21 protein-coding genes are annotated in these 21,910 nt (G+C 56.5%); 17 read left to right on the top strand and 4 right to left on the bottom strand.

What is annotated here, in order from left to right; translation table 11 throughout:
* From AC3WJN_RS12185 to AC3WJN_RS12125, 13 genes are all read left to right on the top strand, one after another.
* Positions 1 to 1,137 (top strand): cobalt-precorrin-5B (C(1))-methyltransferase, encoded by a 1,137-nt coding sequence (locus AC3WJN_RS12185; RefSeq protein WP_007785812.1) that lies wholly within the window; start codon positions 1 to 3, stop codon positions 1,135 to 1,137.
* Positions 1,100 to 2,329, top strand: a complete 1,230-nt coding sequence (gene cbiE, locus AC3WJN_RS12180; RefSeq protein WP_290426617.1) for a precorrin-6y C5,15-methyltransferase (decarboxylating) subunit CbiE — start codon at positions 1,100 to 1,102, stop codon at positions 2,327 to 2,329. The genes AC3WJN_RS12185 and cbiE overlap by 38 nt, the downstream gene beginning before the upstream one ends.
* Positions 2,326 to 3,039, top strand: coding sequence for a precorrin-2 C(20)-methyltransferase (gene cobI, locus AC3WJN_RS12175; protein WP_007785810.1), 714 nt, complete (start codon positions 2,326 to 2,328; stop codon positions 3,037 to 3,039). Before cbiE ends, cobI begins: the two co-directional genes overlap by 4 nt.
* Positions 3,036 to 3,815, top strand: coding sequence for a precorrin-4 C(11)-methyltransferase (gene cobM, locus AC3WJN_RS12170; protein ID WP_492329272.1), 780 nt, complete (start codon positions 3,036 to 3,038; stop codon positions 3,813 to 3,815). Before cobI ends, cobM begins: the two co-directional genes overlap by 4 nt.
* Positions 3,812 to 4,954, top strand: a complete 1,143-nt coding sequence (locus AC3WJN_RS12165) for a cobalt-precorrin 5A hydrolase (protein ID WP_290426619.1) — start codon at positions 3,812 to 3,814, stop codon at positions 4,952 to 4,954. Before cobM ends, AC3WJN_RS12165 begins: the two co-directional genes overlap by 4 nt.
* Positions 4,951 to 6,327 carry a cobyrinic acid a,c-diamide synthase CobB gene (locus tag AC3WJN_RS12160; RefSeq protein WP_290426620.1) on the top strand — a complete coding sequence of 459 codons (1,377 nt, stop codon included), beginning with the start codon at positions 4,951 to 4,953 and terminating at the stop codon, positions 6,325 to 6,327. The genes AC3WJN_RS12165 and AC3WJN_RS12160 overlap by 4 nt, the downstream gene beginning before the upstream one ends.
* Positions 6,320 to 7,837: a cobyric acid synthase gene (locus AC3WJN_RS12155; RefSeq protein ID WP_492329271.1), complete on the top strand. Its 1,518-nt coding sequence runs from the start codon at positions 6,320 to 6,322 to the stop codon at positions 7,835 to 7,837. Before AC3WJN_RS12160 ends, AC3WJN_RS12155 begins: the two co-directional genes overlap by 8 nt.
* Positions 7,834 to 8,886: a nicotinate-nucleotide--dimethylbenzimidazole phosphoribosyltransferase gene (gene cobT, locus AC3WJN_RS12150; protein ID WP_007785801.1), complete on the top strand. Its 1,053-nt coding sequence runs from the start codon at positions 7,834 to 7,836 to the stop codon at positions 8,884 to 8,886. Before AC3WJN_RS12155 ends, cobT begins: the two co-directional genes overlap by 4 nt.
* A complete protein-coding gene (gene cobA / locus AC3WJN_RS12145; protein WP_310670346.1) occupies positions 8,883 to 9,671 on the top strand; it encodes a uroporphyrinogen-III C-methyltransferase in 789 nt (262 codons plus the stop codon). Before cobT ends, cobA begins: the two co-directional genes overlap by 4 nt.
* Positions 9,672 to 9,761: 90 nt before the next feature.
* Positions 9,762 to 10,415, top strand: coding sequence for a precorrin-2 dehydrogenase/sirohydrochlorin ferrochelatase family protein (locus AC3WJN_RS12140; protein ID WP_327953288.1), 654 nt, complete (start codon positions 9,762 to 9,764; stop codon positions 10,413 to 10,415).
* 188 nt (positions 10,416 to 10,603) lie between these two features.
* The gene (locus tag AC3WJN_RS12135; protein ID WP_327953286.1) at positions 10,604 to 11,971 is read left to right on the top strand and encodes a YcdB/YcdC domain-containing protein; all 1,368 of its coding nucleotides are present in this window, start codon (positions 10,604 to 10,606) and stop codon (positions 11,969 to 11,971) included.
* A gap of 250 nt (positions 11,972 to 12,221) precedes the next feature.
* Positions 12,222 to 12,914, top strand: a complete 693-nt coding sequence (locus tag AC3WJN_RS12130) for a hypothetical protein (RefSeq protein ID WP_007785798.1) — start codon at positions 12,222 to 12,224, stop codon at positions 12,912 to 12,914.
* Complete coding sequence (locus AC3WJN_RS12125) at positions 12,904 to 13,461, top strand: peroxiredoxin family protein (RefSeq protein ID WP_005832024.1); 558 nt, start codon at positions 12,904 to 12,906, stop codon at positions 13,459 to 13,461. Before AC3WJN_RS12130 ends, AC3WJN_RS12125 begins: the two co-directional genes overlap by 11 nt.
* Before the next feature lie 271 nt (positions 13,462 to 13,732).
* On the opposite strand, the gene AC3WJN_RS12120 is transcribed toward AC3WJN_RS12125, so the two are convergent.
* On the bottom strand, positions 13,733 to 14,962 hold the full coding sequence (locus tag AC3WJN_RS12120; RefSeq protein WP_005832025.1) for a cation:proton antiporter: 1,230 nt from the start codon (positions 14,960 to 14,962) through the stop codon (positions 13,733 to 13,735).
* Between the two features lie 2 nt (positions 14,963 to 14,964).
* On the bottom strand, positions 14,965 to 15,462 hold the full coding sequence (locus AC3WJN_RS12115; RefSeq protein WP_005832026.1) for a cation:proton antiporter regulatory subunit: 498 nt from the start codon (positions 15,460 to 15,462) through the stop codon (positions 14,965 to 14,967).
* Positions 15,463 to 15,742: 280 nt separating this feature from the next.
* On the opposite strand from AC3WJN_RS12115, the gene AC3WJN_RS12110 reads away from it, so the two are divergent.
* Positions 15,743 to 15,997 carry a hypothetical protein gene (locus tag AC3WJN_RS12110; protein ID WP_005832027.1) on the top strand — a complete coding sequence of 85 codons (255 nt, stop codon included), beginning with the start codon at positions 15,743 to 15,745 and terminating at the stop codon, positions 15,995 to 15,997.
* 161 nt (positions 15,998 to 16,158) lie between these two features.
* On the opposite strand, the gene AC3WJN_RS12105 is transcribed toward AC3WJN_RS12110, so the two are convergent.
* Positions 16,159 to 17,454, bottom strand: a complete 1,296-nt coding sequence (locus tag AC3WJN_RS12105; protein ID WP_007785794.1) for a dicarboxylate/amino acid:cation symporter — start codon at positions 17,452 to 17,454, stop codon at positions 16,159 to 16,161.
* 264 nt (positions 17,455 to 17,718) lie between these two features.
* Between AC3WJN_RS12105 and AC3WJN_RS12100 the strand changes: the two genes are divergently transcribed.
* From AC3WJN_RS12100 to AC3WJN_RS12090, 3 genes are all read left to right on the top strand, one after another.
* Positions 17,719 to 18,465 (top strand): stalk domain-containing protein, encoded by a 747-nt coding sequence (locus AC3WJN_RS12100; RefSeq protein ID WP_005832029.1) that lies wholly within the window; start codon positions 17,719 to 17,721, stop codon positions 18,463 to 18,465.
* A gap of 167 nt (positions 18,466 to 18,632) precedes the next feature.
* Entirely contained in the window at positions 18,633 to 19,319 is a 687-nt protein-coding gene (locus AC3WJN_RS12095; RefSeq protein ID WP_007785791.1) for a response regulator transcription factor, read from the top strand.
* Positions 19,309 to 20,736, top strand: coding sequence for a HAMP domain-containing sensor histidine kinase (locus AC3WJN_RS12090; protein ID WP_007785789.1), 1,428 nt, complete (start codon positions 19,309 to 19,311; stop codon positions 20,734 to 20,736). The genes AC3WJN_RS12095 and AC3WJN_RS12090 overlap by 11 nt, the downstream gene beginning before the upstream one ends.
* Before the next feature lie 23 nt (positions 20,737 to 20,759).
* Here the strand turns inward: AC3WJN_RS12090 and AC3WJN_RS12085 are convergent, their stop codons facing one another.
* Positions 20,760 to 21,809 carry a DctP family TRAP transporter solute-binding subunit gene (locus AC3WJN_RS12085; RefSeq protein ID WP_005832031.1) on the bottom strand — a complete coding sequence of 350 codons (1,050 nt, stop codon included), beginning with the start codon at positions 21,807 to 21,809 and terminating at the stop codon, positions 20,760 to 20,762.
* Positions 21,810 to 21,910: the final 101 nt, after the last annotated feature.

Raw genomic sequence — 21,910 nt, 5'->3', positions numbered from 1 at the left:
ATGGCAGCCAAAGCAGCGTCGGACGAAAAAGAGGCAAAACCCCTCCGCCACGGCTATACAACGGGAGCATGCGCAACGGCGACGACCAAGGCTGCTTTGATCGCGCTGATTACCCAGGAGCCGCAGTCAGAGGCGACCATCCGCCTGCCGATAGGCGAGGACGTGACGTTTCGGATGGAGAGCTGCGAATTTTCGCCGGAAAAAGCGACGGCGGGCACGATCAAGGACGGCGGCGACGACCCGGATGCGACCCACGGTGCGCTGATTCTCTCCACCGTGGAATGGTCCGATGAGCCTGGCATTATACTGGACGGCGGCGTTGGTGTCGGTCGGGTGACCAAGCCAGGGCTGCCTGTTCCGATCGGAGAAGCGGCGATTAACCCCGTCCCGCGCAAAATGATTCGGGAAACCGCGCAGGCGGTGCTCGATGAGTACGGAACAAAGCGCGGGATCAAAATCGTCATTTCCGTGCCTGCAGGCGAGGAAATCGCCAAAAAAACATTGAATGGACGACTCGGCATACTCGGCGGCATCTCTATTTTGGGGACGCGCGGAATCGTGGTGCCGTTTTCCACTTCTGCCTACAAAGCGAGCGTGGCGCAAGCGATCAACGTCGCCAAGGAGGCGGGCTGCGACCACATCGTCCTGTCCACGGGCGGCAAGAGCGAATCGTTCGGGATCGCCACCTACCCGGAGCTGTCCGAGGAAGCGTTCGTGGAAATGGGAGACTTTGTCGGTTTTGCGCTCAAGCAATGCAAGAACCGAAACATGCGCAAGGTGACCTTGGTTGGAATGATGGGCAAGTTTTCCAAAGTGGCGCAGGGCGTCATGATGGTCCACTCGAAAAGCGCCCCTGTCGACTTCGGCTTTCTCGCCCAGATGGCAGAAGAGGCGGGCGCGCCGCAGGAGCGGACCCGCGAGATACTCACCGCGAACACGGCCTCGCAGGTTGGCGATCTGATGGCAGATACGCCTGCCTTTTTCGAGATCATGTGCGCGAACTGTTGCCGGGCAGCCCTGAAGGAAGTGGGCGGCGGTATGGAGGTAGAAACCATCATCATTACTATGAAAGGGTCCCTGTTGGGAAGGGTGACGATCAATGACACAAGCGATGAAAGTGATCGGGATCGGGGATGACGGACAGCAAAGCCTGCTGCCGTTGTACCGGACCTGGATTGAAGAGAGCGAGCTTCTGGTCGGCGGAGAGCGGCATCTGGGCTTTTTTCCGGAGTACAAAGGGGAAAAACGGGTGCTGAAAGGCGGCTTGTCCGCGATGGTGGAGGAGCTGCGCTCCGAGACGCGCAAGACGGTCATTCTCGCTTCGGGCGATCCGCTCTTTTACGGGATCGGCAGCTTGCTGGCGAAAAAGCTGAACGTGGAAATTTACCCGCACCTAAGCTCCATTCAGCTCGCTTTCGCCAAAATGGGCGAGGCGTGGCAGGATGCGGCGCTCGTCAGCGTGCACGGCCGCAGTATCAAGGGACTGGCGCAGCGCATCGACGGGAAGGAAAAGGTCGCACTGCTCACCGACCGGGAAAACTCGCCAGCGGCTATCGCCCGTTATTTGCTGTCGTTTCAGATGACGGAATACGAGGCGTTCGTGGCCGAGAACCTGGGCAGCGCCGAGGAGCGGACGGGCTGGTACACGCTGGAGGAAATGGCAGATGGCGTCTTTTCCGATCTGAATGTCGTGATTTTGAAAAAACGCCGTCCAGGCCCGGTCTGGCCGTTTGGAATCGCGGATGAAGAGTTTTCCCAGCGCAAGCCGGACAAAGGACTGATTACGAAAAAAGAAGTGCGCATTGTAAGCATCGCCCAACTGCAACTGCACATAAAAAGCATCGTCTGGGACATCGGCACGTGCACAGGCTCTGTCGCCATCGAGGCGGCGCGGATCGCGCGGGAAGGCGAAGTGTACGCCGTGGAGAAAAACGCGGACGATTTGGAAAACTGCCGCCAGAACATGGCGAAGTTTCGCACGGATTTGACCGTTGTGCATGCGCGCGCGCCGCAAGGACTGGACGAGTTCCCGGATCCGGATGCCGTGTTCATCGGCGGCAGCGGCGGGGAATTGCGCGAGCTTTTGCATATTTGCTGCACGCGTCTGCGTCCGGGCGGCCGAATCGTGGTCAACGCCGCGACAATCGAGACGCTGTACGAAGCGACGCAAGCTTTTGCAGACGAAGGCTTTGAAACATCGGTGACATTGGCGCAGTTGTCGCGCAGCAAGCCGATTTTGTCTCTGACGCGGTTTGAGGCGTTGAATCCGATCTACATCATCACGGCCTGGGCCAAACAGACAGAGGAACAAGGGGGAGACAGCAAGTGAGCAAGATCGGAACATTGTACGGGCTGGGCGTAGGTCCAGGCGACCCGGAGCTGATTACTGTCAAGGCATTCCGCCTGTTGCAGCAATCTCCGGTGATCGCGTACCCGAAAAAGCGGATGGGCAGCAAAAGCTACGCGCACCAAATCGCCGAGCTGTACGTGCAGCAGTCAGAAAAAGAAATGCTCGGACTGGTGTTCCCGATGACGCGGGACAAGGAAATTTTGGAGCGCGAGTGGAACAAAACGGTGGAAATCGTCTGGGAGCGTCTGTCCGAGGGAAAAGACGTCGCGTTCGTGACGGAAGGCGATCCGATGTTTTACAGCACGTTTATCCACATGATGCGGGTGATGCACGACGCGCACCCGGAAGTGCCTGTGGTGACCGTGCCGGGCGTATCCTCGTTTCTCGGAGCAGCTTCGCGCTTCAACCTGCCGCTTGCGGACGGCGACGAGCAGATCGGAATTATTCCGGCGACAGAAGACCGGGAAGCGATGCGCAAAGCGCTTGAGAACCACGATACCGTCGTGTTTTTGAAGGTAGCGAAAGTGCTGCCGATGATAATCGGTTTGCTGCAAGAAATGGGACTCAGAGACAAAGCCGCCGTCGCGACAAAGGTCACCTCTTCCGAAGAGATGGTCTGGACGGACATGCGCGAGCTGGAGCGGGCAGAGCTTGGCTATCTTACACTGATGGTGGTGAAAAAGGGATGAAACTGTACATAGTGGGAGCGGGTCCCGGCGACCCTGACTTGATTACCGTAAAAGGCTTGAAGCTTTTGCAAAAGGCAGACGTGATTTTGTACACCGACTCGCTCGTCAACGAAGAGCTGGTGGCGCTCGGCAACCCTGACGCTGAGGTGCTGCACAGCTCCGGCATGGCCTTGGAAGAAATGGTGGCGCTGATGGTGGACCGGATCAGCAAAGGCAAAACGGTCGTGCGCCTGCATACGGGCGATCCGTCTGTGTACGGGGCGATCATGGAGCAGATCGCGCTGTTGAAGGCAGAAGGCATCGAGGTGGAAATCGTGCCGGGCGTAAGCTCTGTGTTTGCGGCGGCAGCGGCGGTCGGTGCGGAGCTGACGATTCCCGAGCTGACCCAGACGCTGATCCTCACCCGCGCGGAAGGACGCACGCCTGTGCCAGACAGGGAAAAGCTGCGCTCACTCGCGGAGCATCATTGCACGCTGGCTCTGTACCTCAGCGCGACTTTGACGAAAAAAGTGGTGCGCGAGCTGATCGAGGCGGGCTGGAGCGAGGATACGCCCGTCGCTGTCGTGCAGCGGGCGAGCTGGCCGGATCAGTTGATCGTGCGCACGACCTTGAAAAACCTGGACGAAGACATGGGCAAAAAAGGGATTCGCAAGCACGCGATGATTTTGGCCGGCTGGGCTTTGGACCCGGACATTCACGAAAAAAGCGAGCAATACCGTTCCAGGCTGTACGATAAAACCTTCACGCACGGGTACAGAAAAGGTGTGAAAGAATGATAATCGAACTGGTCGAAGGAGAAATTCCTGTCATCCGTCAGCAGGGCGATTACGCGATTGTCGCCATCACGAAGCACGGGGTCGAGATGGCCCGCGATCTGGCGCAAAAATTTCCCGGGACAGACCTGTACTACATGAGCAAGTTCGCGCGCGGGGATGAGGAAGCGCGCGGCATCCAGCTTTTTTCCAACAGCGTGCGGATGCTGTTTCCGGCGCTGTGGCCTGTGTACAAAGGGCTGATTGTCATCATTTCGCTCGGGGCGGTCGTGCGCATGATCGCGCCGCTGCTCGAAGACAAAAAGAAAGACCCGGGCGTCGTTGTCGTCGACGACCGGGGGGAGAACGTCATCAGCGTGCTGTCCGGCCATCTGGGCGGGGCCAATGAGCTGGCCCGCGAAGTGGCGGCGGTCATGGGCGCCCGCCCGATCATCACGACCGCGTCCGACGTGCAGAAGACGATTCCGGTCGATTTGTTCGGTCGCCGTTTTGGCTGGGAGTGGGACTCTGCCGACAAGCTGACGCCTGTGAGCGCCTCGGTCGTCAACGAGGAACACGTAGCGGTCGTCAACGAATCCGGCGAACGCGACTGGTGGATGCACGACACGCCGATGCCGCCGTCGATCAGGGAGTATGCGAGCATCGCCGAAGCACAGGCTGCCAAGCCGCACGCGGCCCTCGTCGTAACTCACCGCCTGCTTGCGCCGGAGGAACAGCCGATTTTGGACAACGGCGTCCTGTACCGCCCCAAGGTGATCGTGTTGGGGATGGGCTGCAACCGGGGAACGTCTGCGGAGGAGATCGAGGCGGTCATCCGCGAGACGCTGGACGAACTGCAATTTTCGCTCAAGAGCGTCAAGGCGCTGGTTACCATCGAGCTGAAAAAAGACGAGGCCGGGTTGCTCGCCGTATGCGAGAAATACGGCTGGCCGTTCGTCTGGTACTCACCACAGGAGCTGAACCAGGTGGAAATCAGCGAGCCGTCCGAGACGGTGTTCAAGTTTACGGGAGCGTACGGGGTGAGCGAGCCTGCGGCCAAGCTGTACGCAGGCGTCGACGAGCTGGTGCTGACCAAGAAAAAGTCGGGCAACGTCACCATTTCGGTCGCCCTGATGCCCTATCATAAGGAGGAGCGCGCATGATGGACAGCCGCCGTATCGTAATCGCCGGAACAGGCAGCGGAGCGGGGAAAACGACGGTAACCATCGGGCTGATGGCTGCCCTGATCCGCAAAGGCTATATGGTGCAAGGCTTCAAGTGCGGTCCTGACTACATCGACCCGACTTACCATACCGCGGTGACGGGCAGAGCGTCGCGCAATCTGGACAGCTTCATGCTGGAGCACGACGTCGTGAAGGAGATTTTTGTCCGCGGCAGCGACGGCGCGGATATTTCGATCATCGAAGGCGTCATGGGCATGTACGACGGCAAGGAAGCGACCAGCGACAAGGGCAGCACGGCCGAAATCAGCATTTTGACCGGATCGCCTGTATTGCTCGTCGTCAACTGCCAGAGCATGGCGCGCAGTGCGGCTGCGATTGTAAAAGGCTTCCAGTTGCTCAATCCGCAGGCGAAAATCGTCGGAGTGATCGCGAACAAGGTCGGCAGCGAAGGCCACCACAAAATCGTCAAGGCCGCGATTGAGCAGGAGTGCGGGATTCCGGTCGTCGGCTACCTGAAGCGGGAAAATGAGCTGGAAATTCCCGAGCGCCATCTGGGGCTTGTGCCGTCTGTGGAGCGCGGCGAGCTGGCGCCGCTGTTTGCCAAGCTGGCTGACCTGATCGGGGAGACGGTAGACCTGGACCTGGTCTGGGAGCTGGCCAAAGCCGAGCCGCTGCAAGTGGAGCCGAAGCTGTTCGCACCGCGCGAGGCGGCTTTCGACGTCACGATTGCCGTAGCGAAAGACCCGGCATTCCATTTTTACTATCCGGAAAATCTGGAGCTGCTGCAAGCGTACGGCGCGAAGCTGGCCTTTTTCTCGCCGCTTGCGGGGGAGGGCGTACCGGAAGCAGCGGACGGCTTGTACATCGGGGGAGGCTTCCCGGAGGAGTTTGCCGCCGAGCTGTCGCAAAACGAGGCGGTGAAGGAATCGTTCCGCCAGGCGGTCAAAAAAGGCTTGCCGACCTTGGCCGAGTGCGGCGGATTCATGTTTTTGACCGAGGCGATTGTGACGACAGACGGGGAGAGCTATCCGATGGTCGGACTCATCCCCGGCAAGGTGACGATGCAAAAAAAATGGGCGGCGCTCGGCTATCGCGAGGTGCGCGGCAAGGAGGGCAACTTCCTGATCGGTCCAGAGGAACAGGCAAAAGGCCACGAGTTCCACTATTCGACCTATGCCACCGACGAGCAGCTCCCTGCGGCCTACGAGACAAAAGGGCTGCGCGGCACCAAGCCGGAGGGCTTTGCCAGGGACAATCTCGTCGCGGGGTACACGCATTTGCATTTCGGCTCCAACCCGGCGCTGGTGAAGCGCTGGCTCGGTTTGTGCGCGGAGGTGGCCTCCCGTGCCTAAAGCGCTCCCGCTGATGATTCAGGGAACCAGCTCCGATGCCGGAAAAAGTGCGATCGCGACAGCGCTCTGCCGCATTTTTGCCCAGGACGGCTACAAAACGGCGCCGTTCAAGTCGCAAAACATGGCGCTCAATTCCTATGTGACGCTGGACGGAAAAGAAATCGGGCGGGCACAGGGCGTTCAGGCGGAGGCGGCGGGCATTCTCGCCACGACCGACATGAATCCGATCCTCATCAAGCCGACGCGGGATTCGGAGTCGCAGATCGTGGTGAACGGCGAGCCGTACGCCAACATGAAAGCGATGGCGTATCGGACGGATTTTTACGACGAGGGACTGCGCATCATTCAGGAGTCGTATCAGCGGCTTGCTGCCGCTTACGAGCGCATCGTCATCGAAGGAGCGGGCAGTCCGGCGGAGATCAACCTGAACGACCGCGAGCTGGTCAACATGCGGGTTGCCCGCCTGACGAACGCTCCGGTCATTTTGGTGGCGGACATTGAGCGCGGCGGCGTGTTTGCCAGCCTCGTCGGCACGCTGCAACTGCTTGAACCCAAGGACCGCGACCGGGTGATTGGCGTCATCATCAATCGTTTTCGCGGCGATCTGACGCTGTTGCAGCCAGGTCTGGACTGGTTCGAGCAGTACACAGGCAAGCCTGTGCTTGGCGTGGTGCCGTTTATTCCCGACTTGTGGATCGACGCGGAGGATTCGCTCATTTTGCACCGTTACCAGGGCAAGCGGGAGACGCCGCGCGAGCTGGATATTGCCGTCTTGCGCTACCCGCGCATCTCCAATTTTACGGATGTCGACCCGTTTTTTGTGGAGCCGGACTGCCGTCTGCGCTTTGTGACCCGGCTGGAAGAGTTGGGCGAGCCGGACCTGATCGTGCTGCCCGGCAGCAAAAATACGTTGGAAGACTTGCAATTTTTGCGCGAGACGGGACTGGCCGAGGCGGTGAAAAAGCTGCATCTGCAAGGCAAGTCGTACGTGGTCGGCCTGTGCGGCGGCTATCAGATGCTCGGCGAGTCGATTCTGGACCCGGCTTGTGTGGAGTCGCCGCTGCAACAGCTTGACGGGCTGGGCCTGATTCCGATGGTGACGACGATGGAGCAGAAGAAAACGACGGTGCTGTCCCGCGGGGAAGCCACATTCGCCGGAGAACAGCTTACGCTCGAAGGCTACGAGATTCACATGGGCCAATCCGTTTATGCCAAGAGCGAATGTCCTTTTATTCAGATGGGAGATCGGGCAGAAGGCTACTGTCACGAGGAACGCCGGCTGATCGGGACGTATTTTCACGGACTGTTCCACAACGACCGCTTCCGCACGCTCTTGCTGAACGCGATTCGCGCGAAAAAAGGGCTTGCGCCGATCACAGAGCGCCCATCTTTCGTGGCGCTTCGCGAGCAGGGCTACGATCTCTTGGCGGATACGGTACGCCGTCATGTGCGGTTGGATGCGATTGAAGAACAGATGAAGGCTTATCAGGAAAAAGAGGTGCGTAGATGATGGCAGGCTTGGAAAAGCGATTTCCGGCGATTGCGCCGCGAAACCAGGAAGCGAGTGAGCAAACGAGACAGCATGTGGATCAACTGACAAAGCCGCTGGGCAGTCTGGGACGTCTGGAGGAGCTGGCCGTCGAGCTGGCCGCGATGACGGGCGAGACGTTTCCGGTCGTCACGCCGCCGGGCGTACTCGTTTTTGCCGCCGATCACGGGGTGGCCGCAGAAGGAGTGTCGGCCTACCCGCAAGAGGTGACGGCGCAAATGCTCTTGAATCTGGTGAACGGCGGCGCGGGCATCAACGTTTTCGCACGGCAAATCGGCGCGATGCAAAAGTTCGTCGATGTCGGCGTGGCAGTAGAGGTCGAGGCGCCAGGCGTCATCAACAGAAGAATCAGGGCAGGCTCGGGCAACATGCTGAAGGAAGCCGCCATGTCCGCTGACGAAGCGCAGCGCACGCTCGCGGTCGGCATCGAGCTGGCAGAGCAGATTATCGACGAAGGCGCCAAGGTGCTGATCGTCGGAGAAGTAGGAATCGGCAACACGACGGCGAGCAGCGCAATCCTGTCTGCCTTGACCGGGGCGGACCCGGACGAGATCGTCGGCCGCGGCACAGGACTGGACGATGCGGGCTGGCAGCGCAAAAAAGCGGTCGTGCGCGAGGCGCTCGCCCTGCATCGCCCGGATGCCAACGAACCGCTGGACGTCCTGGCAAAAGTAGGCGGGTTGGAGATCGGCGCGATGGCAGGCGCGATGATCGGCGCGGCTTCGCGGCGCGTTCCGGTGCTCTTGGACGGCTTTATCGCCACCGTGGCGGCACTGCTGGCCGTGCGGCTTGCGCCTGCGGTCGCAGACTACCTGATTGCCGGGCATCGCTCCCAGGAGCCGGGGCACGCTTTTGTGCTGAACGTACTCGGCAAACAGCCGCTGCTCGACTTAAACCTGCGACTTGGCGAAGGCAGCGGAGCGGCCGTTGCGTTTTCGATCGTCGAGGCGTCGTCGCGAATGGTTCGGGAGATGGCGACATTCGCATCGGCGGGGGTCAGCGACCGATGAGCGGCGCAGGCAAAGTGTATCTCGTCGGCGCAGGCCCAGGCGACCCGAAGCTGATTACCGTAAAAGGTCTGGAATGTCTGCAAAAGGCAGACGTAGTCGTCTATGATCGGCTGGCGAATCCGGCTTTGCTCGCGCATGCGCCCGAGACAGCGGAGCGCATCTACTGCGGCAAGCTCCCCGATCATCACACGATGCGGCAGGAGTCGATCAATGAGGTGCTGGCCGCAAAGGCGCTGGAAGGCAAAGTCGTCGTGCGGCTGAAAGGCGGCGATCCGTGCGTCTTTGGCCGCGCGGGAGAGGAAGCGGAGTATCTGGCTACGCGCGGCGTCGCGTTTGAAATCGTGCCGGGCGTGACGGCAGGAATCGCCGCTTCGGCGTACGCGGGCATCCCGGTGACGCATCGCGATCACGGCTCGTCGTTTGCCGTGGTGACGGGGCATTTGCGCGAGGACAAACCGGAGCTGGCCGTGGAAAAATGGCGGGCGCTGGCAGGCGGGATCGACACGGTTGCTTTTTACATGGGCGTCGCCAACCTGCCGCTCATCCGCACGCAGTTGATGAAGCACGGCCGCGATCCGAAGACGCCCGTCGCCGTCATCTCCTGGGGGACGCTGCCAAAGCAGGCTGTCGTCACAGGCACGTTGGCGGATATCGAGGAGCGCTTGGCAGAAAATAGCCATATCACCAATCCGGCGATCATTCTCGTCGGAGACGTCGTGAAAATGCGGGAAAAGATTAACTGGTTCGAGGCTTCGCTCGGTCTGAACGAGGGGATTCCCGGGTAAGCCAGGGCAGGCGAGGCGGGCAAGCGGATGAGGCGGTCGGAGGAGCCATCCGCTTGGTTGCCTGAAACATTTTGGGAGGAGGGATGCCGGATGCGGCCGTATGCCATGATGGTCAACCTGGAAAACAAACGCTGCGCAGTCGTCGGCGGCGGGCAAGTCGCGGAGCGGAAAATCGCCAGTCTGCTTGCCGCTGGGGCAGCCGTCAGCGTCGTGAGTCCCTCCTGCACAGCGTTGATCCGCGAATGGGAGCAAGCTGGCAAGCTGACGCTCCGGCTGCGCCCGTTCGTCCCCGAAGACGTCGCGGACGCCGTGCTCGTCATCGCGGCGACCAGCGATCCGGCTGTCAACCTGGCCGTCTATGAGGCGTGCGGGCCGCAGCAGTGGGTCAACGTGGCAGACCGTCCCGACCTGTGCTCGTTTACGGTTCCGTCCGTAGTCGAGCGCGGCGACCTGACCGTTGCCATCTCCACCGGAGGAAACAACCCGGGCCTGGCGAAAAAAATGCGCCGCCAACTGGAAGCGTGGATCGGGCCGGAGTACGAGGACTACACGCTCTTCTTGGGCAAAATGCGCCGCCGCGTACTCGCGCTGGATGAGCTTCGCCCGGCAAACAAACGCGCCATTTTGGCAGAGCTGTTGGACGACCGCTTTTTGCACTGGACCCGAAGCGGGGAGATCGAGCGGAGGGACCGGGAGGCAGAGGCGGTTGTCGCGGGATGGCTGGAAAGACAAGAAGAAACATGAACGGAAACAACCTGAGCCTGTTCAGCATATGGGCTTGGGTTATTTTTTTGTGAAAAAGATGACTGCATCCTGAAATGCGCTTTTGTGGTAAAATTTAGTATATGAAGCTATCGGCGCATCCAATTTTCATTCAAGCTCCCATGAGATGTACCGGGACGAGCGATAAACAGGAGTAGGAGAAGATAATTATGAGGCATACTGGCAGAAAAAGATTTTGGAAACGAATGTCGATTCTCACGCTTTTATCCGTATTTGCAGTGGGCAGTTTCGCAGGTGTGAGTCAACAGGTACACGCAGTTGAGCAAAAATCCGCAAAGCTTCTTTCAGAACAACAGGCTGTAGAAGCGGCGAAGAAATGGATGGATATCCCCGCAGGCTACCAATATTCTTACGGACTATACTTCGAACCGTACGAAGAGGACAAGACACCGTACGGAGCATGGTTTCTCGCCTGGCATCACCCAGACGGTTCGTTCATTTCGTATAAAATTCACCCTGTCTCAGGCCGCCTGTTGAGCTACGATCGTTACGACAATGACACTAAACCCGCTGGCACTGCTCCCCCGATTCAAAAGCAAATGGCCCGTGAGAGAGCGTTGCAGTTTCTTGCAAAATTCGTTCCCTCAGAGGAGCGGGCAAAGCTGATGGAGCCAGAGGAATGTACATATACGAGATACGGTTCGCCAAGATATGGAATTAAATTTAAACGTGTTGAAAACAGCATTCCTTTCAAAAACAATTCGATTGACGTAGTTTTGGGAGGAGACGGAAAGCTTCTCCACTTCGTGCGGCACTGGTATGAGGGAGAGGTGCCCGACGCAAGCAAGATCATGGCAGAAAAGGCAGCGCGGGAACTTCTGGAGCAAAATGCGGAGCCGACCTTGTACTATAGGGAAACGCCTGATAACTTGCAAGGGAAATACAAGCAAAAATATATGTTAGTCTATGATTATTTGCGGGGCGACCCCCAATTCGTCGATGCGATCTCAGGTGTGATGGTGGACAAGTATGGAACCTTGGCAAAGCCGAAGCAACCGATCAAGAGCCTGAAAGATTTGCCGCTTGTAGCTGCTCCGAAAGAGGGAAACGGGATAAAAGGAACGTTTACTCTGGAGCAGGCGAAGGCTGCGGCAATTCATTTTTTACAAACCACACTCAAAGATCAACTAGATCATGTCTATCTGGAACCGGAGATTATACCGAGATCGGCTGATTGGAAAGATTACAGTTTCAAATTTAGCTGGTTGCATAAAGGGACTCTGGTTGACTACGCTACATTTGAAGTAAGGGTCAATCCGGACACCGCAGAAAGTCATTTTCGGGGAGAACATCCTCTCCCGCCTGTGATTGATGACAACAACGCGCAGAGAGTGGATGTGGCCACAGCGAAAAAAACGGAGCAGACGGTGAAAAAATCGCTTGAACTTTTCTACTTCCAGTCAAATCAATATGACGATGAGGCCAAGGAACCAAAAGCGTTGCTTCTGTACCGTTTCGTCCATGAGCCGGGCTTCGTCGACGGACATACCGGAAAATGGATCAGCCTTTCGGACTGAGCAGAAAACAAATAAGCAGCGGTGTCATCTGAAAAAACGCCACTTGATGAGGGTGGTGTTTTTCATTTGGGGATGATTCCTGCCCTGCTGCACGCGAAACTGCGCCGAACTCGTGCAGCAGGCACAGCCAAGTCGCCCATGCAACACAAATTTCCCCGGAGCATTCCATTATTCCCCTTTTCCTGATATGGTGATAGATGGTATGCAACTCCTTCAAGCGCAAGCCATCTTTTCCAAGGAGGAAACAGCTTTGTCGGACGCCTTTCAGATCGGTCCCTTTTTGTTGAAAATGAGCACGCTGGCCGTGATCGTGTCCATCGCCAGCGGCTTTCTTGCGATTACGTTTTTGTTTCCAAAAGAGAGGGCGACAAGAGTTGCCATCACAGAGCTGCTGAGCAACGCGGTCGTTCTCGCCTTTCTCGTCTGGAAGCTCAGCTATGCGCTGTTTCATCTGGAGCAAATGCTGCAAAATCCTTCGTCGATCCTCTACTTCTCCGGGGGCGAGAGCGGAGCGTGGCTGGCAGCCGTGGCGGTTGCGGTCTACCTCGTGGTGACGGTGCGCAAAAAAGCTTTGCCGGTCCAGCTCGTGGCCTGGGCGATGGCGATCGGCTTTTTGGCTGCGGCTGGCGTGCACCATCTGCTGACGGCTTTGCTGGAAAAAGGCGGCGTGTGGTACCATGGCCAGCAGCTCGTGCTCTGTCTGTTGTTCCTCGGCTGGCTGCAACGTGTGCGAGAAGCACTCACCGAGCTGCCTGCCTGGCTTGCGCCGCTCATGTGGTATGCGATCGGGCAGGTCTACGTGCTGTTTTACTTCGAGCCTCGCCAAGCGGTGCTGCTGGGACTTTCTGCGGAGCAGCTCGCTTATTACGGCTGCGCCCTGCTGCTGCTGTTTTTGTCCAGGCGCGCCACCCAAGCGAAAGGAGAGGCGTTGGATGAAGCGTAATCACATATGGGCGGTTGTCGTGCTGGTCGCCTTGCTGGCGTGGGGTGTCGTGGATGCATACGTCCTTGACACAGGAGCGGAAAATGCGGCGACAAGCGAGCCGGGCAGCGTGCCGATCGGGTTGAAAAAAGGCAACCTGGCGCCAGACTTTGAGCTGCGGCAGCTCGGTGGCGGCAAGGTGAAGCTGTCCGATTTGCGCGGAAAAAAAGTCATCGTCAACTTGTGGGCGACCTGGTGTCCGCCGTGTCGGGCGGAAATCCCGGACATGCAGCGGTTTTACGAAGCAAACAAGGCGAACGGTGTCGTCATCCTGGGCGTCAACCTGACAACAACGGAGACGAAGCCAGAAGATGTCGAAGCGTTTGTCCAGGCGTACGGCATGACTTTTCCCGTGCTGCTCGATGACGAAAAGCACGTATCCGGCGCGTACAAAGCCATTTCCATTCCGACCAGTTTCCTCATCGACAGCAATGGCGTGATCCGCGAAAAGTACATCGGCCCGATGAGCTACGAATGGATGGAAAAGACGCTGGCGGGGATGCAGTAAAGTGAGCCGGGCACGCGCAGCGGCCGTTTTTGACGCCGGTCTTTGCGGGCGGCCATCTCTCATGCTCATGTACGGATGCGAGTTGCGTCGTCGCCTGACCCAAGACCAGCTCCAAAGCCAAAACGAGAACCTCGTGCGAGCGCGAAAAAAAGCAGCCCGCTGGATGAGAACAGGCTGCCGTGCAGTCATTTTTGTTAAACGTGAAAGGATGGCAAAGGCCAACCACCACCAGCCTGACTGGGAAAGCTGCGAATATCCGCAATCGGTTCAATCAGTTGCCGGGATTGTTTTCCGGCGATTTGCTTTTGCTGCCCCGGTCCAGAGGAAGCACGGCATTCAGCAACTGGTAGATGAGCTTGGATTCCTTGGTCAAAAGAGGGCCTAATATCGCCAGGATAAGCACGTACAGCGCGGCGAACGGCTGCAGGATATCCATGAGTGCGCCCGCTTTTCCCAGATTAGCCATGATGATGGAAAACTCACCACGAGAAACGATTGTCAGCCCGATGTTCGTGGAAGCCTTGGGCGGCAGTCCGGCGCTGCGGCCTGCGAGCAGACCGGCGGCGACGTTGCCGACGAGCGTGATGATGACCGCCACGATGGACAGCCAGACGGCTCCCCCGAGCGACAAGGGATCAATCGTCAACCCGAAGCTGAAGAAAAACATGGCGCCGAAAAAGTCGCGAAATGGCAGTATCAGATGTTCGATGCGTTTCATATGTTGTGTTTCCGCTAATACGAGCCCCACGAGCAGTGCGCCGATGGCTTCAGCTACATGGATAGTCTCGGAAAAACCCGCAATCAAAAACAGGGCGGCGAACACCGTAATCATGAACACTTCGTTCGATTTGATGTTCAGCGCGCGGTTCAAAAAGGGGACGAGCTTGCGTCCGACGATGATGAGCAAAAGCATGTAGCCCAGCGCGATCAGGGCGGAAGAGAGCACGCCGCCAAGCGAAGTGGCACCGGAGAGGACAAGCCCGGAGACGATCGAGATGTACACCGCCAAAAAGATGTCCTCGAACATGATGATGCCGAGAATCATTTCGGTTTCGCGATTGGCGGTGCGCTTGAGATCGACCAGCACTTTGGCCACGATCGCGCTGGAGGAAATCGTGGTGATTCCGGCGACGATCAGCATTTCCTTGAGCGGAAAGCCGGCAGCCCAGCCAAACAGCAGACCGAGCGTAAAGTTGATGGCGATGTAGATCGTGCCGCCAATCGCAATAGAGCGGCCTGCCTTGACGAGCCGCCCTACCGAAAATTCAAGACCGAGGTAAAACAATAGAAAAAGCACCCCGACTCTGCCCATAAATTCGATGAGCGGAGCGCTGTCGATAAAGCGAAGGTCGAACAGGCCGATGTCGGGCGCGTGCGGACCGACGACCATCCCGACCAAAATGTAAAAAGGGACGATGGAGAACTTCAGCTTGATGGAGAGAAAGCCGGCGATGGCTATCAGAGCGAGCGCAAGGCCGACTTCAAACACGATGTGCTCCAAGGTCAATCACCCCCGTTGCTGAGAATAGTCTTGAGCGCCTTCACCTGCTTTCGTTCACCTGCTACAACTAGAGTGGAGCTTGCACAGAGCACATACTCGGGGCCCGGGTTGATCGTTTGCTTGTGATCTTTGTCAATGACCGCGATGATCGTGGCTCCGGTCTCCTGTCGCACGTCCAGCTCGCCGATGGTCTTGCCGATCGCGCGTGCACCCGGTTCGATCTTGTACCACTCGATCATTAGCTTGTCCAATGCGACCTCGACTGTTTCCAAAGCGGATGGCTTGTACGTCAGCCCGCCGACGATTGCGGCAATTTGCCGGGCCTCGTCATCATCGAGGGTCACCATCGAAATGTTGTCGTCCGGATCTTCGCGATCAAAATGGTACATTTCCCGGCGTCCGTCATCGTGAATGACGATGACCAGCTTATCGCCGCTTTTTGTTTCCACCTGGTATTTTCTGCCGATGCCCGGCAAATCTGTTTCTCGAATAGAGAACATGCAACAGCCTCCTCCAAATTCACATCTGTAATTTATATTAGGTAGTCGCTCTTTGGCGCGAAAGAGCGCTTTTGCATGTCGCCGATAATCATTTGGAATTATAACCATTCCGGTGCTATTTTAGTAATAATCCCGGTGCATGCACGGTGGCATTGTCGACATACGTACCTATTATCCATTATTATACACGAAGCGGCATCCGCTTTTTGGAATGAATCCAAATTCACATAGATGCAACAAATTCGCACAGATTTGACACATTTTTTAAGGGTGATGAAGCGTGGCCAACAAGCAATATCGTTTAACCGAAGCCGAATGGCATTTTATTCAGGACATGCGCTCCATGGAGATGGATGAGCTGCTGGACATCGTGATTGCCTTGCGCAATGAGGTGCGGGAGCTGGAGAAAAAAGCAGAAATCATCCGCGAGCGGGAAAAGGAGCACTGGCTGGAGGAATACCAGGCTGCGCAGAAGCGGATCAAACATCTGCGCCAGTTCGAGCAGGACCTGCGCAAGACATGGCCACATGACTGAGCAAGGAGCACCCTTCTTCCACCAGTGCGCATGAATTTTGGCGGATGGTGTATCCGTGTCAAAAACTTGCCTGAGAAAAGAAGAGCCTGTCACGAAACAAGGGAACCCACGAGAAGGGTTCCCTTGTGTTATAGCCAGAAGCAGCGGCACATATCATGTTGTTAGGCCAAGATCGCTTTGCTCTCTGCTTCCTGCCCAGAGTCTGGCTCTGGCGTGTCACTCGCTTGCTGGACGCGTTCCGGATGGAATTCGTCTTCTTGTTTGGCGATGACAACCGCTGCTACGCCGTTTCCGATCAGGTTCGTAATCGCACGCGCCTCGGACATGAAGCGGTCAACCCCGAGCAGCAAGGCAATGCCTTCGACCGGAATCATCGGGAAAGCTGCCAGTGTAGCCGCCAGCGTAATGAAGCCGGAGCCTGTCACGCCCGCCGCGCCTTTGGACGTAATCATCAAAATGCCGAGCAGCGTCAACTGTTGCCAGATGCTGAGATCAACCCCGTAAGCCTGGGCGATGAACATGGCCGCCATCGACAGGTAGATCGAGGTTCCGTCCAGGTTGAACGAATAGCCTGTAGGAACGACGAGGCCGACAACCGATTTGGAGCAGCCGTACTTTTCCAGACGATCCATCATCCGCGGGAGTGCAGATTCCGAGGAGGAGGTGCCAAGCACGAGCAAAATTTCTTCGCGAATGTATTTGATAAACGAAAAGATGCTGAATTTGTAGTAGCGGGCGATACCGCCCAACACCAGGACGATGAACAAAAACATGGTGATGTACACCGCTGTCATCAGCAGGCCCAGACGGGTAAGAGAGCCGATGCCGAATTTGCCGATCGTGTAAGCCATTGCACCGAATGCCGCCAGCGGGGACACTTTCATAATCATGTTGACGACGCCGAAAAATCCGTGTGTCAGCTTGTCAAACAGCTTGATGACAGGCTGGGAGGCAGGACCCATTGCCGCGAGCGACAGCCCGAACAGGACAGCGAAGAACAGGATAGGAAGCAGTTCGCCTTTTGCCATGGCACCGACGACGTTTTCCGGGATGATGCTGGCGATAAAATCAACGAAGCCGTGGCTCGACTGCGCAGCCGCCTCTGTGTACTTGCTTACGTCGCCGCTTGTCAGGCCCGTTTTGTCGAAGCCTTCGCCCGGTTTGATGAGGTTGACGACGAGCAGCCCGATGGCGAGCGCGATCGTGGTAACGATTTCAAAATAAATCAGCGCCTTGCCGCCGATCTTCCCGACCTTTTTCATGTCGCCCATGCTCGCGATTCCGTTGACGACGGTGAAAAACACAATCGGCGGAATGACCATTTTAATCAGCTTCACAAAAATATCTGCCAATACTTTCAGTTCTGCGCCGAACTTGGGAGCAAAATGCCCGACGATAATCCCGAGGATGATGGCAATCACAACCTGAACGGTCAGGTTTTTAAAGTTGATCCGCATCGAACCGACCCCTTTTCTCTTTCGTCTTTAGAAATGCTGTTGTAAGCGCTTCACTCATCTATTTCGCATTGTATAGAATGGACAAAAAATTGAAAATGATACGGTCATATTGGTTGTTTTGGTCGTTTTGGTCATGGACTCTCCTGAAACTGGAAAGGAAAAAAATGCAATGTTGACATACGCTCGACACGATCAGTAGGTAAAGTAAGTTATGTACATAGCGACATGACATGAAAAAGACAACCGGGAGAAGGAGGATTTTCGATGTTTAAAAAACAGTATCTAGCAGTTTTCTCAGCGGTGGTTCTTGCGACAAGCTTGCTGCCGACTGGCTCTCAGGCAGCGACTGGAACAAAAAACTTGCAGGCGAAGTACAACAATATCAAGGTTTTGTATAACGGCGCTGCCGTTCCGACTACGATCGAACCATTCATCGTCAACGGAACCACCTACATTCCGCTGCGCATGATGGCAGGCGTGTTCAACAAGGAAGTCGTCTGGGATGGCAATACGTACACTATCACGGTAAAAGACCAGGCTGATGCCCAGCATGCGGCTGAACTGGCAGCGCGCGATGCCCAAATCCGCAGCCTGCAAAGCAAAATCGACACGCTGAACCGGCAAATTTCCGATCTGGAAGACGATCTGGAAGATGCGAAAAACAAAGATGACGACGACGATTTCGACGATCAACTGGATGACTTGGAAGATGCTCTGAATGACGATTACGAAGACTTCCGCGGCGCTGAGTGGGATATTACCCTGAGCGGCGACGAAGATGAGATCGAGGTAGAAATCGCTCTCGACTTCGATGAGTACGAGGACGAATTGGACGATTCCGACTATGAAGACCTCGTGATTAACGTCATCGAGGACATCTGGGATGAATTCGACGATGCAGACGTGGTAGGCGAGATCGTCGACACCAGCAACAACGACAAGAAAAAATACGACTTTGAAGGCGATGCAAGCGATGGCGACATCTACTTCGAGGACGACATTATCAACTAATGGCAGTCAAAAAGCCTTGTCTCCTGTAAGGGGGCAAGGCTTTTTTCCTATTTTCCAAAAACACGCAAATCCAATTATAAAAAGAAAGGGGTAAACTGATAGTATAGTAGTACGTAGCAGAAAGAGAGGACCATGCGAGCAATCGCGAATGGGAGAATAGGAAGCCTATGAAAAGCAAAAGCATTTTGTTGGTAGAAGACGAACTGGTGATCTCGCGCGTGTTGAAAGCGTACCTGCAAAAAGCGGACTATGAGGTCTGGCAGGCTGAAGACGGCATCGAAGCGATCCGCCTGTTTGACGAAAAAAAACCGGATCTCGTTCTTTTGGATCTCATGCTTCCCGAGCGAAGCGGCTGGGAGATTCTGCAGTATATTCGGGAAAAAAGCGCCTGTCCGGTCATTATTATGACGGCGCTGGGACAGACCGATCAAAAGCTGAAAGGGCTGAACCAGGGAGCCGACGACTACATAACAAAGCCGTTTGTCGCCGAGGAAGTGGTGGCGAGGGTCAATGCTGTGCTGCGCCGCTCGGTGATTTTGGTCAAAGACCAGGAGACGCGCTTTTTCGGCAGCCTGAAAATCAATTTCCAGTCCCACCACGTCACGCTGCACGGGCTGGAACTGGTGTTTCATCCGCGTGACCTGTCGCTGCTGCTCTTTCTGGCGCAAAACCCGAACCAGACCTTTACCCGCGAGCAGTTGATTGAGCAGGTGTGGGGAATGGACTACGGGGGCAGCGACCGCGCCGTGGATCTCGCCATCAAGCGCGTGCGAAAAACATTGGAAAATTGGCCCGCCCACGAAGGCGAGATCAAGACGCTGCGAGGGGTGGGTTATCAATTCTGTGTTTACTAAAAAAAAGGAACCCGTTTCGCTCCTGCGCTACTGGACGACCCGCTACCTGCTGACACTGGTCGTAGGACTGCTCATCGTCGGGGCCGTGTCTGCCTACTGGATCAAATATGCTGCGGTGGAAAAGCAGATTGAGGTGACCCGGCTGTTCGCCGAGGAAGTGGCGGATCGGGTCGTAGACGACGAAGGCGACATTTTGGTGGGGGCCAAGCTGCATCAGGTGCTGGACAACCGGCGCAAGTTCATGGGGGTGGATCGCAACCTGGTCTTGTTTATTAAAAACAATCAGGGAGAGGTCATCTACAGCCGCCCGGGAATGCTGCCGCCCACGCTGGAAAAAGCGCTTCCCGGCTTGCTTGAGCAGGCTGATACGGCAGACAGGATCAAGCAGGCATCGGGCGACACGCTGTACGTCATCAGGAAAAATTTGGAATATAATGACAATATTATCGGGAAGGTCATTTTGCTTTTTCCCGAGACCGATATCAAAATCGGCCGGGAGCAATTGCAATATTTGGTCATCATGCTCGGCAGCCTTGGCGTGCTTGGCTGGGCGGTCATTTACTTTCACTCCCGGCGGCTGTCGGAGCCGATTCAGCAAGTCGTGCTGTCGGCGCGCAAAATCGTGGAAGGCAACTACGATGTCGCGATCACGCAGCCAATCCAGGAACGGGAAATTCACGAGCTGGTCTACACGTTCAAGGAGATGGCTGACCGCCTGCGCCAACTGGAAAGCATGCGGACAGAGCTGTTGGCCGGAGTAACGCACGAGCTGAAAACGCCCGTGACCTCGATCAGCGGGCTGGTCCAGGCGATTAACGATGAAGTCGTATCGGGGGCAGAGCAGAAGGAATTTTTGGAGATATGCCTGCGCGAAACAAGGCGTCTGCAAAAAATGGTCGAGGACTTGCTCGATTTCAACTCGTTTGCCGTAGGGGCGATTACCGTCCACAAGGAGGAGCAGGACATCAGCAAGCTGGTCAGGGAAATCGCCTCGCAGTGGCGAATCGTGCAAGACCTGGGGGCGATCTCGTTTGAGGTCGTCATCCCGGAAAAATCTGTGACCGTTTTTGTTGACCCGGGCCGCGTCCAGCAAATTTTGACCAACCTGCTCAACAACGCGAGACAGGCGATCGGAAAAGCAGAGGCCGAGGGGAGCATCCAGCTTGTTTTGTACGAAACCGAAGGCGACATGCGCATCGACGTGAAGGACAACGGACACGGGATTCCGGCAGAGGAGCAGCCGCTTGTCTTCGAGCGGTTTTTTCGCGGCAGCAACAAAAAAGACAAGGTGCGGGGGCTGGGACTTGGGCTGTCGTACTCGCGCATGATGGCCAAAGCGCTGGGCGGCGACCTCATGCTTCGGCAAAGCAGTGAACAGGGCTCGGTCTTTACCCTCATCCTGCCTAAGCAGACGTAAAGACGGGCGAGAGCGGAAGAGCTTCACCGTCTCTGGTGAAGCTCTCTGATTTTTTCCATCAAGTCAGCCCCGATGCTGTCTGCGAACTTGTCGTAGACTGGCTGCACGGCTTGAATCCAGGCTGCGCGCTCTTCTTCTGTCTGCACGTGGATCTGGATGTTTTTCTGCTCCTGGAGCATGCGCAGTTGGCTCGCGTTCATGGAAACAGCCAGTTGATTGTTGTACGCGGTCGCTTCCTGCATCGCCTCTGTGATCGCTTGCTGAATATCCGGGGGGAGCTTGTTCCAGAACGATTGATTAATGACGACCGCGTAGCCGAGAAAGCCGTGGTCGCTGATGGTCATATACTTTTGCACTTGATACAGCCGCTTCGTGTACACGTTGGAAATCGTGTTTTCCTCGCCGTCCACTTTTCCGCTCGCCAGCATGCTGTACAGGTCGCCGAAGTACGAGCCGATCGGAATGGCATGAAAAGAGCGAAACTGCGCTTCCAGCACGGCGCTCGGGATGATGCGAAAACGTTGGCCGACGAAGTCGTCTGGCGTAATCAGCGGGCGATTCGCCGTCATCTGCTTGAAGCCGCTCGACCAGAAGGCCAGCCCCTTCATATCGGATTGTTCCAGCGTGGAAAACAGCATTTGCCCGATTTCGCCGTTGAATACGTTTTCCACGTCCTCCTGCGTCCGAAACAGATAGGGCAATTCGAGCACAGCCCAGGCGGGAATCATGCTCGACAGGTGGGAGAACGCAGGCGCGATCATTTGCACCTCGCCGTTTTGCAGGGCCGATATCTCCGTCTTTTCGGAGTGCAGCACGCTGTTGGGGAACACTTGCACCTCGACGCGTCCGTGAGTCTTGTCTTTGACAAGCTGCGCGAACCGTTCCACCGTCAAGCCTTTTGGCGTGTTTTCCGCAACCACGTGGCTGAATTTGATGATGATGCGCTCGGACAGTCCCTCCTGCACCTCGTCATAGCCGAGCTTCGCCATCGACAGGTCTGTCCCGAAGCCGATCATGACAGCGCTCACAAGCGCGATCATCACAAACAGCGCGATGCTCAGAAAAGATTTCATCTTTTTTCACCTGCCCACGATCAGTTGATTTGCTGGATGTACTGTACCAAAATATAGAGAAGCAAGCAATCCCCACTGGAAAGGAAGAGCTGGTCTGTTCA

This window comes from Brevibacillus sp. FW306-2-1A-C05A (assembly GCF_058781555.1).
This window is presented reverse-complemented; position numbering and strand designations above follow the sequence as displayed.

Excerpts from the sequence above, each read along its gene's own strand:
- AC3WJN_RS12185 (WP_007785812.1), top strand. The coding sequence starts at position 1 with ATGGCAGCCAAAGCAGCGTCGGACGAAAAAGAGGCAAAACCCCTCCGC.
- cbiE (WP_290426617.1), top strand. The coding sequence starts at position 1,100 with ATGACACAAGCGATGAAAGTGATCGGGATCGGGGATGACGGACAGCAA.
- cobM (WP_492329272.1), top strand. The coding sequence starts at position 3,036 with ATGAAACTGTACATAGTGGGAGCGGGTCCCGGCGACCCTGACTTGATT.
- AC3WJN_RS12165 (WP_290426619.1), top strand. The coding sequence starts at position 3,812 with ATGATAATCGAACTGGTCGAAGGAGAAATTCCTGTCATCCGTCAGCAG.
- AC3WJN_RS12160 (WP_290426620.1), top strand. The coding sequence starts at position 4,951 with ATGATGGACAGCCGCCGTATCGTAATCGCCGGAACAGGCAGCGGAGCG.
- cobT (WP_007785801.1), top strand. The coding sequence starts at position 7,834 with ATGATGGCAGGCTTGGAAAAGCGATTTCCGGCGATTGCGCCGCGAAAC.
- cobA (WP_310670346.1), top strand. The coding sequence starts at position 8,883 with ATGAGCGGCGCAGGCAAAGTGTATCTCGTCGGCGCAGGCCCAGGCGAC.
- AC3WJN_RS12140 (WP_327953288.1), top strand. The coding sequence starts at position 9,762 with ATGCGGCCGTATGCCATGATGGTCAACCTGGAAAACAAACGCTGCGCA.
- AC3WJN_RS12135 (WP_327953286.1), top strand. The coding sequence starts at position 10,604 with ATGAGGCATACTGGCAGAAAAAGATTTTGGAAACGAATGTCGATTCTC.
- AC3WJN_RS12125 (WP_005832024.1), top strand. The coding sequence starts at position 12,904 with ATGAAGCGTAATCACATATGGGCGGTTGTCGTGCTGGTCGCCTTGCTG.
- AC3WJN_RS12115 (WP_005832026.1), bottom strand. The coding sequence starts at position 15,462 with ATGTTCTCTATTCGAGAAACAGATTTGCCGGGCATCGGCAGAAAATAC.
- AC3WJN_RS12105 (WP_007785794.1), bottom strand. The coding sequence starts at position 17,454 with ATGCGGATCAACTTTAAAAACCTGACCGTTCAGGTTGTGATTGCCATC.
- AC3WJN_RS12100 (WP_005832029.1), top strand. The coding sequence starts at position 17,719 with ATGTTTAAAAAACAGTATCTAGCAGTTTTCTCAGCGGTGGTTCTTGCG.
- AC3WJN_RS12095 (WP_007785791.1), top strand. The coding sequence starts at position 18,633 with ATGAAAAGCAAAAGCATTTTGTTGGTAGAAGACGAACTGGTGATCTCG.
- AC3WJN_RS12085 (WP_005832031.1), bottom strand. The coding sequence starts at position 21,809 with ATGAAATCTTTTCTGAGCATCGCGCTGTTTGTGATGATCGCGCTTGTG.